Raw genomic sequence first — 11995 nt, 5'->3', positions numbered from 1 at the left:
AGCCGGCGGTTTCGCCTTAAAGTGGTAATTGTCAGGCTTTCGTGAGGGTGGTGATCTGCTTGGCGATGCTGTCCTTCAGCATCAGCCGCTCCTTCTTCAGATCCTCCCAGCGCACGTCGGAGGCAGGGTCTTCGCCAGTCTCGATGCGATGAATTTCGCCATTGACGAGATGATAGCGCTCCGCCAGCGCGGCGAATTCGGCGTTCTCGCCGGCCAGGCGGCGGATGGTTTCGGCATCGGCGGGGAATTCCTCGTCGAGCTCGTGGCGAACGTGGCTCATCACTCGCACTCCTTGTGTCGCGGCGCGGATTGGGTCGCGGCGCGGAGATGTTGCGAAAACCGGCCGGAACGGCCGGCGTTTCGCAGTCCTGCCGGCGGAAAACCCGTTTGTCGAACGGGCGGTTCCGCCAGAATCGGAATCCGGATCATCCGAGGATCTTCCGGATATTGCACGAAGTCTGCGGCGGCCCGCGCGGGGTCCGCATTGCGATGGATCATACGGCTTCCGGCTGATCAAGCCGGAGAACCGTATTCCGATCTCCGAAAAATCCTCATCCGATCAAGGATTTTCGGCGAGGCCGCTTCCGGCATCCCGAAGGGACCGGCCGGAAACCCGCATCATGGCCGATTTCCGGATGGGAGCAACACGTGCCCGCCTTCCACGACATCCTGTTCCCGCTCGATGTGGCGCTGGGCGCCCGCGGCGGCCCCGAACGCAAGACCGAGATCGTCTCGCTCGGCTCCGGCCGCGAGGAGCGCAACGCCCGCTGGGCGCATTCGCGACGGCGCTGGAACGCCGGCTACGGCGTCAAGTCGCTGACGGCGCTGGCCGGCGTCGTCGCCTTCTTCGAGGAGCGGCGCGGCCGGCTCTACGGCTTCCGCTGGCGCGACCGGCTCGACCATGCCTCCGGCCCGCCGGACGGGGCGGTCGCGGCCACCGACCAGCCGCTGGGGGTCGGCGATGGAATCCGCACCGCCTTCCAGCTGGTGAAGACCTATGGCGGCGCGCACGCGCCCTATGTGCGCCCCATCGTCAAGCCGGTCGCGGGCAGCGTGCAGGTTGCGCTGGGCGGCGTCGCGCAGGCGGCGGGGTTCGCGGTCGATTCGGCGACCGGCCTCGTCACCTTCGCCGCTGCCCCGGCCATGGGCGTGGTGGTCAGTGCCGGCTTCCTGTTCGACGTGCCGGTGCGCTTCGATGCCGACCGGCTCGACATCGATCTCTCGGCCTTCGCGGCCGGCGAGATCCCGTCCATTCCGGTGGTGGAGATCCGGCTGTGAGGACGCTTCCCGAAACGCTTGCCGCGGCGCTCGCCGGCGGCGCCACCACGCTCGCCCGCTGCTGGATCGTGCGGCGGCGCGACGGCGTGGTGGTGGGCTTCACCGAGCACGACGCCGACCTCGACGTCGCCGGCATCCTCTGCCGTGCCGGCGCCGGGTTCGACGGCTCGGAGGTGACGAGTTCTCTCGGTTTCGCCGCCGACGCCCACGAACTGGCCGGCGCGCTCGCCGACGACACGCTCAGCGAGGACGACCTCGCCGCCGGCCGCTTCGACGGCGCGACGATCGAGCTGTGGCTGGTCGATTGGAGTGCGCCGGAGCGTCGCGTGCTGCTGCGCGCGGGCGAGCTTGGCGAGGTGACGCGCACCGGTGCTGCCTTCACCGTCGAGGTGCGCGCCCTTGCCTGCCGGCTCGATGAGACGCGCGGCCGGCTCTACACCGCGGCCTGCGACGCCGACCTCGGCGACGGGCGCTGCGGCGTCGATCTGGCGACCGCCACGTTTCGCGCCGCCGGCACGGTGGCCTCCGTGTCGTCGGCGACGCGGCTTCTCGCCGGAGGGCTCGCCGCCTTCGCCGATGGCTGGTTCACCGGCGGCCGGCTGGTGTGGCAAAGCGGTGCCAATGCCGGCCTCGCGGTCGAGATCCGGACGCACCGCACGGACGCCGCGGGCGTGGCGCTGGCGCTGTGGCAGAAGCCGCCGCAGCCGATGGCGGCGGGCGATGCGTTCGTTCTTTCCGCCGGCTGCGACAAGCGCTTTTCCACCTGCCGCGACCGCTTCGCCAACGCCGTCAATTTCCGCGGCTTTCCGCACATTCCCGGCAACGATGTGGTGATCCGCTATGCGGTGGCCGGCGAGCCCGGCAATGACGGCCGGGCTCGCAGTTCGTAGGCGTCGGTAGGGCTGTCGTCCCCGGCGAGCGCGCCAAAGGCGCGCGAGGGAAGGGGACCCAGGGCTCGGCCTCTCGCAGACACGCACCAATGCCTTGGGACCGTCGCGGATCGTGGGTTCCCTTCCCTCGCACCGCTGTCGCGGTGCTCGCCGGGAACGACAGGCGGCGGCTCCCCCATCAGCCCTTGAAGGGTCTTCCCATGTCCCCCATCCGCATCGCCGCCGTCGCTGCCGCGCGGCGCTGGATCGGCACACCCTATCGCCATCAGGCTTCCGTCATCGGCGTGGGCTGCGATTGCCTCGGCCTGGTGCGCGGGGTGTGGCGCGAGCTTTACGGCTCCGAGCCCGAGATCGCCCCGGCCTACACCCCTGATTGGGCGGAAGCGGCGGGCCGCGAGGCGCTGGCCGAGGCCGCCGGCCGCCACCTCGTGCCGCGCGCGCTCGACGATGCCCAGCCCGGCGACGTGCTGATCTTCCGCTGGCGCGCCGGCCTGCCGGCCAAGCACGCGGCCATTCTGACCGAACCCGCGCGCATGGTTCACGCCCATGACGGCGCGGCGGTGGCCGAGGTCGCGCTCACCGCGTGGTGGCGCCGCCGCCTCGCCTTCGTCTTCGCCTTTCCGGAGCGCTGAACCATGGCCTCGCTGATCCTGTCCTCGATCGGCGGCGCGATCGGCGCCGCATTCGGCGGGCCGGTCGGCGCCGTTCTCGGCCGCACGCTGGGCGGACTCGGCGGCGGGCTGATCGACAAGGCGCTGTTCGGCACCACCACCCACCGCGCCAGCGAAGGCCCGCGCCTCGACGATCTCGAAGTGATGGGCTCGACCGAGGGCGCCGCCATTCCGCGCCTCTATGGCCGCGCGCGGCTGGCGGGCGAGCTGATCTGGGCGACCAATCTGCAGGAGGTGGTCTCCACCCGCACCGAGACCAGCGGCGGCAAGGGCGGCGGGGGCAGCAGCGTCGAGACCACCGAGACCACCTATCGCTACTACGCCAATTTCGCGCTGGGGCTCTGCGAGGGCCCGGTCGCCGGCATCGGCCGGGTGTGGGCCGACGGCAAGGCGCTGGACATGCGGGCGCTGACCGTCCGCCTCCACCCCGGCAGCGAGACCCAGGAGCCCGATCCGCTGATCCTCGCCAAGCAGGGGGCGAGTGGGGCGCCGGCCTATCGCGGGCTCGCCTATCTGGTGTTCGAGCGCCTGCCGCTTGCCGCCTTCGGCAACCGCATTCCGCAGATCCAGGTCGAGGTCATCCGTCCGGTCGGCCGGCTGGAGACCATGATCCGCGCCGTGACGCTGATCCCCGGCGCCACCGAGTTCGGCTACGACACCCGCGCCGTCTCCCGCGTCGTCGGTCGCGGCGCCTACGAGACCGAGAACCGCCACGCGCCGGGCGCCGACACCGATCTCGTCGTGTCGCTCGACCGGCTGCAGGCGCTCTGCCCGGCGCTGGAGCGCATCGCGCTGGTGGTGACCTGGTTCGGCACCGATCTGCGCGCCGGCCACTGCCGCGTCGAGCCCCGCGTCGACCGCACCAGCAAATCGACCACCGGCGCCGCGTGGTCGGTGGCGGGCCGCACTCGCGCCAGCGCCACGCAGGTGTCGCGGGTGGACGGCCGCCCGGCCTTCGGCGGCACGCCCGCCGACGGCTCGATCCTGCGCGCCATCGCCGAGATGAAGGCGCGCGGGCTGAAGGTGACGCTGGTGCCGTTCGTGATGATGGACATTGCCGCGGACAACACGCTCGCCGACCCGTGGACCGGCGGCGCGTCGCAGCCCGCTTTTCCCTGGCGCGGCCGCATCACCTGCGATCCGGCCCCCGGACGGCCGGGCTCGCCGGACGGCACCGCTGCTGCGACGACGCAGGTGGCGGCGCTGTTCGGCAGCGCCCGCGCCGATCATTTCACGGTCTCGGGCAGCGCGGTCTCCTATTCCGGTCCGAACGAGAGGACGCTGCGCCGCATGGTGCTGCACTGCGCGGCGCTGGCCAAGGCCGCGGGCGGCGTCGATGCCATCCTGGTGGGCTCCGAATTCGAGGCGCTGACGCGGGTGCGCTCGGGCCCCGGCGCCTATCCGGCGGTGGACCAGCTTGTCGCGCTCGTCGCCGAGGTGAAAAAGCTTGCCGGAAGCGGCACCAAGATCTCCTACGCCGCCAATTGGAGCGAATACGGCGCCGACGTGCGCGATAGCGGCGCCGAGGTGCGCTTCCCGCTCGATCCGCTGTGGGCCTCGCCCGACATCGACATGGTGGCGATCGACTGGTACCCGCCGCTTGCCGACTGGCGCGACGGCGTGCACCTCGACTCCGCGCGCGCCGCCACGCCGCACGAGCGCACCTATCTCGCCGCCAACATAAGCGGCGGCGAGGCGTTCGACTGGTTCTATGCCGATGACGCCGCGCGGCAGGCGCAGATCCGCACGCCGATCACCGATGGCGCGTTCGGCAAGCCTTGGGTGTTCCGCCAGAAGGATCTCGTTGGCTGGTGGATGAATGCCCACCATGAGCGCGCGGGCGGCAGCGAGCTTTCGACGCCCACCGCCTGGGTGCCGATGTCGAAGCCCATCTGGTTCACCGAGCTTGGCTGCCCGGCGGTGGACAAGGGCGCCAACCGGCCGAGCTGCTTTCCCGACGCCAAATCGTCGGAGGGCACGCTGCCGCCGTTCTCCAACGGCCGGCGCGACGATCTCATCCAGCGCCGCGTGCTGGAGGTGTCGCTTCAGGCATTCGATCCGGCGTTCGGCGCCGGCGACGACACCAATCCGCGCTCGCCCGCGGGCCTGCACATGGTTGATCCCGCGGCGGTTCATCTGTGGACCTGGGATGCCCGCCCGCACCCGTGGTTTCCGCACGCCACCGACGTGTGGTCGGACGGGCCGAACTGGGAGACCGGCCATTGGCTGACCGGCCGGCTGGGGCAGGCCACGCTCGATGGGCTGGTCGAGGCCGTGCTCGCCGGCTGGGATGTCGCGGCCGATGCCACGGCGCTCAAGGGCAGTCTCGACGGCTATGTGATCGACCGGCCGATGTCGGCGCGCGACGCGCTGGAGCCGTTGGCGCTGGCCTGCGGCTTCTCGGCGCTGGAAGCGGGCGGGGCGCTGGTGTTCCGCCCGCGCGGCGGCGAGGCGGTGGCGACCCTCAACGAAGACGATCTGGTGCTGCCGGTAGAGGGCGATCTGCTCAAGCTGGTGCGCGGCCAGGAGAGCGAGCTGCCGCTGGAGATCACCCTCGGCTACACCGACGCCGAGGCCGACTACCGCCGTGCCGCCGCCCGCTCGCGCCGCCTCGTCGGTGCGAGCCGCCGCGTCAGCCACGCCGATCTCGCCATCGTCACCTTCGACGCCGAGGCCGAGCGGCTCGCCGAGCGCTGGCTGCAGGACGCCTGGGCCGGCCGCGAGACCGCGAGCTTCGCGCTGCCGAAAAGCCGGCTCGACCTGATGCCGGGCGACGTGGTGCGGCTCGTCCATCGCAACCAGGAACGCCTCGTCGAGATCACCGCGATCGTCGACGAGGAGGCACGGCAGGTGAGCGCGCGCGGCATCGACCCCGACGCCTTCGACATCGCCGTGCGGCCGGGCAGCGCCCGCGCGCCGGAGGTGGCCCCCGCGCTCGGTCCGCCGGCCGTCCATGCGCTCGATCTGCCGGCGCTGGCCGAGCCGCCGGTGCTGCAGCATCTGGCGGTGTTCGCCACGCCCTGGCCGGGCGCCATGACGCTGTGGCGCTCCACCGATGGCGCGAGCTTCGAGGCGGTGGCCCAGGCGGCGCTGCCGGCGATCGTCGGCGAGACGCTGGACGATCTCGCGCCCGGTCCGCTGTGGCGCTGGGACCGCGCGCATTCGGTGCGGGTGCAGCTTGCCGGCGGCGCGCTCGCAGCCCTGCCGGAGTCGTCCGTGCTCGACGGCGGCAATGCCGCGGCGCTCCGGCACGCGGACGGCAGCTGGGAGGTGATCCAATTCGCGCACGCCGAGCTGGTGGCGGCGGGCATCTATCGCCTGTCGCATCTGCTGCGCGGCCAGCTCGGCACCGAGCACGCGGTGAAAGCGCTGCCGGCCGGCGCGCCGTTCGTGGTGATCGACCGCGCGCTGACGGCGGTCGAGAGCGACGTCGCCCGCATCGGCCGCCCGGTGATCTGGCGCGTCGGCCCCGCCGGCCGCGACCATGCCGACGACGCGGTGACCGAGCTGGTCGCGACGCCGACCGCGGTCGCCTTGAAGCCGCTGGCGCCGGTGCGCGTCAACGCGCGGCGCACGGCGGCAGGCATCACGATCGCCTGGATCCGCCGCACCCGCATCGGTGGCGACGGCTTCGACCTCGCCGAGGTGCCGCTCGGCGAGGCGGTTGAAGCCTACGAGATCGACATTCTCGACGGCGGCGCGGTGAAACGCACGCTGCAGGCCGCGTCGCCGTTTGTGCTCTATCCCGCCGCATCCGAGCACGCCGATTTCGGCACGCCGCAGACGACGCTGTCGCTGCGCGTGGTGCAGATGTCGGCGACCGCCGGCCGCGGCCTTGCCGCCGAGGTGACGCGCGATGTCCGATAGTCCCAATCTCGCACTGCCGTTTCTCGCCGCCGGTCAGGCGCAGAAGCACGTCACGCTCAACGAGGCGCTGCTGATGCTCGATGCGCTGGTGCAGTGCGCGGTGGAAAGCCGCACGCTCGCCGCGCCGCCGGCTACGCCGACCGACGGCCAGCGCTTCGTGGTGGCCGGCGGCGGTGCCGGCGAGTGGGCCGGGCAGGGCGGCGCCATCGCGGTGTCTGCGGATGGCGGCTGGCGCTTCATCGCCCCGCGCGACGGCTGGCAGGCCTTCGTGCGCGACGAGGGCGTGGTGCTGAGCTTTCTCGCTGGCGCGTGGCTGCCGGGCCTTGCCCGCACCGCGCATGGCGGCGCGCTGTCGCTGCACGCCATCGAGGCGGAGGTGACCTTGTCCGGCGCGTCGGTGACATCGTCGCTGGTGATCGAGAGCCGCCGCACCTGCCTCGGCGTTGCGGCGCGCACGATTCAAGCCATCACCGGCGCAACCTCGTTCAAGGTGGGCATTGCCGGCGAGCCGGCGAAGTTCGGCGACCTGCTCGGCCTCGATGAGGGCGCGAGCAATATCGGCATCATCGGCCCCACCGGCTTCTATGCCGACACGCCGGTGGTGATCACCGCCAATGGCGGCGCCTTCACCGGCGGCAGGGTGCGGCTCGTGCTCTATGCGCTGGGCTTCACCGCCCCGGCCGCGTGAGCGGCAGCCTGCGCCGCGTCATCCCGCACTTCGTGCGTCGTCATCCCGGGCGAGGCGAAGCCTCGGTAGGGCGGAATAGCGAAGGCGTATTCCGCCACTTCCGCTGCCGCCTCGGCGCAATACGCTGTCGCTATTGCGCCCTACGGGTCGCGTCATCCCGGGCTTCGCAACGCGAAGACCCGGGATCGTCCTCAAGAAAAGGCACCCCTTCCTGCGAACGGTCCCGGCTCCTCGCTGCGCTCGGTCCGGGACGACAATCTCCCCCTCGCTCTCACCCAGGAGCCATGCCATGACCTATTCCGCCGATCGCGATCCGTTCGCGCGCAATGCCGTCTCGGCGGCGGCGCCGGGCCGCCGGCTGGTGACCATCACCCCGCACGACACCAACCAGCTCAATCCCTATGTGCGGGCGCTGCGCGTGACGGTGCCGAGCACGGTGGCGCTCACCAACGGCCTCGCCACCTTCAGCATCGTCGATATCGACGCGCCCGACGATGCGACGCTCACGCCGATCTCGGTGGCGCCCGGCGTCTGCGACATCCCGATCGGCGCGCGGCTGGTGCGGGCCACCGGCTTTCCGGCCGGCCTCATTGTGCAGGGCTATGTCTGATGCGGATTCCGGTCTCGACACCCATCCGCCGGGACGCGCGAGGTTGACATGCTCGGAACCGGACTTGACCTGCCGACGCTCGCCCGGCGCCGCAGCGCGCCCTGGTATCGCCCCGACGACGTGCTGCGCATCCTGCCCGGCACCAACCGCGCCATGGTGCGGCTCGGCTCGGGTGCCGTCGTCGAGGGCACGATCGAGACGCTGATCGCGCTCGGCTGTCTCACCTATTCGCGCACCGGCTCGGCCTGGGCCGCCGACCGCTCCGGTGCGGTGCACATCTTTGCGAGCAACCAGCCGCGCATCACCGATGCCGGCATGACCATCGAGCCGGCGGCGACCAACCACATCGCCAACAGCGCGATGCAGGGGGCCGTTCTCGGCATTCTCGGCGCCGGCGGCGCGCTGCCGGCGGGCTGGTCGACCTCCGGCGGCACAGGTCTGACGAAGGAGATCGTCGAGATCGCCACCGAGGATGGCATTCCCTGCGTGACCATCCGGTTCTACGGCACGAATGCCGACAACTACGGCACCATCGTGTTCGGCGGGATTTTCGGCCTTCTCACCGCGACACCCTACGCGGCATCGGCGTTCATCAAGCTGGTAAGCGGCTCGCTGAGCGTGCTGACGTCGCGGGTCTTGAAGCTGCGCTACAATCTGTCGCCGAGCGGCCAGACCGACATCAACAGCGCGCAGCTTTCGATCACGAGCGGGCGTCTGTCGTCGAACCGCTCTTCGTGCGCAGCCGTGACCGCGGGAACGCTGACGGGAACCGGCCAGTTCATGTTCGTCTTCAACAACGGCCCGGGCGCCGCGATCGACTTCACCCTGAAGTTCGGCTGCCCGCAAGTCGAAGTCGGAACGGCCGCGACCTCGCCGATCCTGACCACCGGCAGCGCCGCCACCCGCGCCGCCGACGATTTCCGCTGCCCGACCTCGGGGCTCTCGCTGCCCACGAGCGGCACGCTGGTGGCGGAGTTCGTCCCCGGCGTGCCGCTCGACGCCATCTATGCCGGCGAAGCCTACGCGCTCGGCATCGACGACGCCGGCAGCACGCGCCTCGCCTTGCGCGCGCACGGCACCGCCAGGGGTCCGCGGCTCGTCGTCGGCGACGGCGAGGGCGTGGCCACCGCCGGCCCTGCGGCGGGCGTCGCGGCGGGCAATGTCTGCCGCGCGGTGGCGACGTTCAGTGCGGCGGCCGCCGACAACAGATTGTCGGTTAACGGAATCTTTGCAGGCGCCAGCGAACGTAGATGCGTCTTCGACCTGCCGGCGGCGATCGGCCTGGGCCAGGTCCACAATGGCGGCGCGGGCTTCATGTCCGGCGTCGCCAGGGAGTGGGCCATCCGCTCGAGCGTCCTCACCGCCGACGACACCAACGCTGAAAGTGCGAGATACACGGCATGAGCGAATACGACACGCTTTTCCGTTTCGACGACGCGACGGACCTCGCCGAGATGTTTCCATGTCGCGAGGCGCCGCGCCCGCCGGCGTGGCGGGTCGGTGAGCGGATCGTGCTCGGGCCGCTCGCCATCGCCCCGCCGGTGGTCGCCGTCGCCGATGACGGCCTCCCGGTCTATGCCTACGATCCGGCCGAGGCGATCCTTGAGGGCGTCTATGCGGTGGTCACCACCAACGGCATCGACGAGGCGCTGTGGGAGAATCCGGAAGCCATCGTCATGCGCAACCGCGACACCGGCGTGGTGATCCGCCAGCGCACCACCAACGACGTCGATCTGCCGATGTGCATCAGCCCGGTGTGGGCGGGCATGCAGAGCGAGTTCGTGCTGCCGGCGGCGTGACCGGGCTTCTGCGGATTTGACCTGACACCAACGGCCGCCAAGGCGGGCCGTTCGTATGACGTCGTGATGGCCGGGCTTCGTCCCGGCCATTCGCGTTTGCGCCTTCCTACCGAGAGTCCGCGCCTTAGAGCGTGATCCGATCTGACTGCATCAGATCGGACGCTCTAAGTTTCTGGTTTGTCGCATTTTCTTTCGCACAACCGGTATCCACTTGTGCGGAAAATGCTCTAGCCTGATCCGCCGCCCCTCGGGGCGGCTTTTTCATGAGATCGACATGACGTCCTTCACCGACGCCTACCGGGCGGAGGCCGAGAGGCTTTGCGCCACGATGACCGTGACCGACCCGGCGCGCATCGACGCCGCCGCCAGGCGGATCCTCAAGATCAAGCCGATGCTGCTCGCGGCCTCCGCGCGAACCGGCGTGCCGTGGCCGTGGCTCGGCGCGGTGCTGGAGCGCGAGTCCTCCTGCCGCACTGGCCGCCACCTGCACAATGGCGATCCGCTCACGGCCCGCACCATTCACGTGCCGGCGGGCCGCCTTCCGGCGCCGGCCGCGCCGCCCTTCAGCTTCGCCGACAGCGCGTTCGATGCGTTGTGCGTGCTGAAGGGGCTGCACCGCATCGCCGATTGGTCGCCGGCCCGGCAGGCGTTCGAAGCCGAGCGCTACAACGGCTTCGGCTATCGCAGACGCGGCCTGCGCTCGCCCTATCTCTGGGCGGGCAGCAACCACCAACAGGCCGGCAAGTACGTCGCCGACGGCGCGTTCGACCCCGGCGCGGACGACCGCCAGCCGGGCGTCATGCCGCTGATCCAGCGGGTGCTGGCGCTTGACGCGGCGAGCGGCGCGCCGACCCCGGCGCTGCCGGCGAAGGCCGATCTCGAAGCCGGGGCCGCCGACGCCGCGGCCAGGGCGAAGCGCACCGGCGCCGGGGCCGCGACGGCGGGGGCAGGGGCCGGCGGCGCCGAGACCGTGCGGCAGGCCGGCGAGACCGCGCCCGCCGATGCCGTGGCGGGTTTCGACTGGATGGCGTTCGGACTGACGGCCGCGGCGCTGGCGCTGCTGGCGTTGGCGCTGTGGCTCGCCTGGCGCAGCGGCTGGCACCGGCGGGCGGCCGTGGCCCTCGGCACCGCGGTCGCCAACGCCGAACGCTGGGCCGCTGAGCGGGTCGCGCTTCCCGCAGCGGTCGTAGACGATTGGACACAGACGGCGAAATGAAAGAGGCGCCACAATGTCTCGCGTCGCGCGCAAACTATTACATATAATTCAAATATAAATTTACAGATCGGCCTTTATGTCTATTATTTTTACGCAATACTGATGTTGTGTGTAATTAAAGTTGGTGTGCCATTCGCCGTCGCGAGTCTTTGCGTTCTCGACTTGCCGAAGGTCCATGCATCGCCACTCGCCACCGGGCGGCAAACCTCTAGAACTCTCTCCGCCGAATTGGAAGGTCAGCGCCTGCTCGTGTCCGTCAGTGTGACCAAGGATGTGAGGACAAATCTCTCTGTGCCGTCCCTGATAGATACAGGTGACCTGCCTCCTGTTCAGAATTGCGTCCTTAAACACCCTGTAGGTGAGCTGGGCATTGCCGACCCCATAGTTGTTGCGTAAGTCGTTTACAATCTAAAATGGTATATGGAGTTTGTCAAATTGGATATCGCCAAACAAAAGGGAGTTGGCATGGACTGGACATCTCTTGCCGCACCGCTCGCCCGGGTCGGCGGCTCGCTGCTGGGTGGGCTCGTCGGCGGGCCGGCCGGCGCCGCCATCGGCGAGCGCATCGGCGGCGCGCTGGGGGGCGCGCTGGGCGTGCCGGCGACGCCGGAGGCGATCGGCGCCGCCATCGACGAGAACCCCGCCGTCGCAGCCCAGATCGTCCAGCGCATCGAGCGCGAGTACGGGCCGGAGCTGATCGCCTACGCCCATGCCCAGCTCGCCTTCGCCACCCAGCTTGCGCGCGACGAGAAGTCCGAGGGCTGGACCGGCTATGGCTGGCGGCGGCTCGCCGGCTGGTCGGTGCCGGTGCTGGGCCTGTGGCAGCTTCTGGTCGGGCCGGTGGTGCAGGCGATCACCGGCGAAACGCTGACCACCGATTTCGCCGCCTTTGTCGCTTATGCCGGCATCGTCACCACCTTCCTGATGGGCGGCCACACGCTGAAGGAGGTGATGGGCCGGAAATAGCCGCGCGCCG

The 11995-nt window shown here is 70.4% G+C and carries 11 protein-coding genes; 10 read left to right on the top strand and 1 reads right to left on the bottom strand.

Annotated features, from left to right (window positions below):
- Positions 1–31: 31 nt before the first annotated feature.
- Positions 32–280: an HP1242/YdcH family protein gene (locus BLTE_RS10965; protein WP_126400466.1), complete on the bottom strand. Its 249-nt coding sequence runs from the start codon at positions 278–280 to the stop codon at positions 32–34.
- A 368-nt stretch (positions 281–648) separates the two neighbouring features.
- Here BLTE_RS10965 and BLTE_RS10960 point away from each other — a divergent pair, with 368 nt between their 5' ends.
- The 10 genes from BLTE_RS10960 (at position 649) to BLTE_RS10910 (ending at position 11985) form a co-directional block, all read left to right on the top strand.
- Positions 649–1278: a DUF2460 domain-containing protein gene (locus BLTE_RS10960; protein ID WP_126400463.1), complete on the top strand. Its 630-nt coding sequence runs from the start codon at positions 649–651 to the stop codon at positions 1276–1278.
- Positions 1275–2168, top strand: a complete 894-nt coding sequence (locus BLTE_RS10955; protein WP_126400460.1) for a DUF2163 domain-containing protein — start codon at positions 1275–1277, stop codon at positions 2166–2168. Before BLTE_RS10960 ends, BLTE_RS10955 begins: the two co-directional genes overlap by 4 nt.
- Before the next feature lie 200 nt (positions 2169–2368).
- A complete protein-coding gene (locus tag BLTE_RS10950) occupies positions 2369–2800 on the top strand; it encodes an NlpC/P60 family protein (protein ID WP_126400457.1) in 432 nt (143 codons plus the stop codon).
- 3 nt (positions 2801–2803) lie between these two features.
- Complete coding sequence (locus tag BLTE_RS10945) at positions 2804–6706, top strand: baseplate multidomain protein megatron (RefSeq protein WP_126400455.1); 3903 nt, start codon at positions 2804–2806, stop codon at positions 6704–6706.
- Positions 6696–7394 carry a DUF2793 domain-containing protein gene (locus tag BLTE_RS10940; RefSeq protein WP_126400452.1) on the top strand — a complete coding sequence of 233 codons (699 nt, stop codon included), beginning with the start codon at positions 6696–6698 and terminating at the stop codon, positions 7392–7394. Before BLTE_RS10945 ends, BLTE_RS10940 begins: the two co-directional genes overlap by 11 nt.
- A gap of 289 nt (positions 7395–7683) precedes the next feature.
- Positions 7684–8004 (top strand): spike base protein, RCAP_Rcc01079 family, encoded by a 321-nt coding sequence (locus BLTE_RS10935; RefSeq protein ID WP_126400450.1) that lies wholly within the window; start codon positions 7684–7686, stop codon positions 8002–8004.
- A gap of 48 nt (positions 8005–8052) precedes the next feature.
- On the top strand, positions 8053–9408 hold the full coding sequence (locus BLTE_RS10930) for a phage head spike fiber domain-containing protein (RefSeq protein WP_126400447.1): 1356 nt from the start codon (positions 8053–8055) through the stop codon (positions 9406–9408).
- Positions 9405–9803: a hypothetical protein gene (locus BLTE_RS10925; RefSeq protein ID WP_126400443.1), complete on the top strand. Its 399-nt coding sequence runs from the start codon at positions 9405–9407 to the stop codon at positions 9801–9803. Before BLTE_RS10930 ends, BLTE_RS10925 begins: the two co-directional genes overlap by 4 nt.
- A 274-nt stretch (positions 9804–10077) precedes the next feature.
- A complete protein-coding gene (locus tag BLTE_RS10920; protein WP_126400440.1) occupies positions 10078–11019 on the top strand; it encodes a hypothetical protein in 942 nt (313 codons plus the stop codon).
- Positions 11020–11484: 465 nt separating this feature from the next.
- Positions 11485–11985, top strand: coding sequence for a hypothetical protein (locus BLTE_RS10910; protein ID WP_126400437.1), 501 nt, complete (start codon positions 11485–11487; stop codon positions 11983–11985).
- The last annotated feature ends 10 nt before the right edge of the window (positions 11986–11995 follow it).

It is taken from the genome of Blastochloris tepida (genome assembly GCF_003966715.1).
Taxonomy (GTDB): domain Bacteria; phylum Pseudomonadota; class Alphaproteobacteria; order Rhizobiales; family Xanthobacteraceae; genus Blastochloris; species Blastochloris tepida.
Note: the sequence above shows the minus strand (reverse complement) of the source record. Positions and strands in the feature narration are given on the sequence as shown.

Excerpts from the sequence above, each read along its gene's own strand:
- BLTE_RS10965 (WP_126400466.1), bottom strand. The coding sequence starts at position 280 with ATGAGCCACGTTCGCCACGAGCTCGACGAGGAATTCCCCGCCGATGCC.
- BLTE_RS10950 (WP_126400457.1), top strand. The coding sequence starts at position 2,369 with ATGTCCCCCATCCGCATCGCCGCCGTCGCTGCCGCGCGGCGCTGGATC.
- BLTE_RS10945 (WP_126400455.1), top strand. The coding sequence starts at position 2,804 with ATGGCCTCGCTGATCCTGTCCTCGATCGGCGGCGCGATCGGCGCCGCA.
- BLTE_RS10940 (WP_126400452.1), top strand. The coding sequence starts at position 6,696 with ATGTCCGATAGTCCCAATCTCGCACTGCCGTTTCTCGCCGCCGGTCAG.
- BLTE_RS10935 (WP_126400450.1), top strand. The coding sequence starts at position 7,684 with ATGACCTATTCCGCCGATCGCGATCCGTTCGCGCGCAATGCCGTCTCG.
- BLTE_RS10930 (WP_126400447.1), top strand. The coding sequence starts at position 8,053 with ATGCTCGGAACCGGACTTGACCTGCCGACGCTCGCCCGGCGCCGCAGC.
- BLTE_RS10925 (WP_126400443.1), top strand. The coding sequence starts at position 9,405 with ATGAGCGAATACGACACGCTTTTCCGTTTCGACGACGCGACGGACCTC.
- BLTE_RS10920 (WP_126400440.1), top strand. The coding sequence starts at position 10,078 with ATGACGTCCTTCACCGACGCCTACCGGGCGGAGGCCGAGAGGCTTTGC.
- BLTE_RS10910 (WP_126400437.1), top strand. The coding sequence starts at position 11,485 with ATGGACTGGACATCTCTTGCCGCACCGCTCGCCCGGGTCGGCGGCTCG.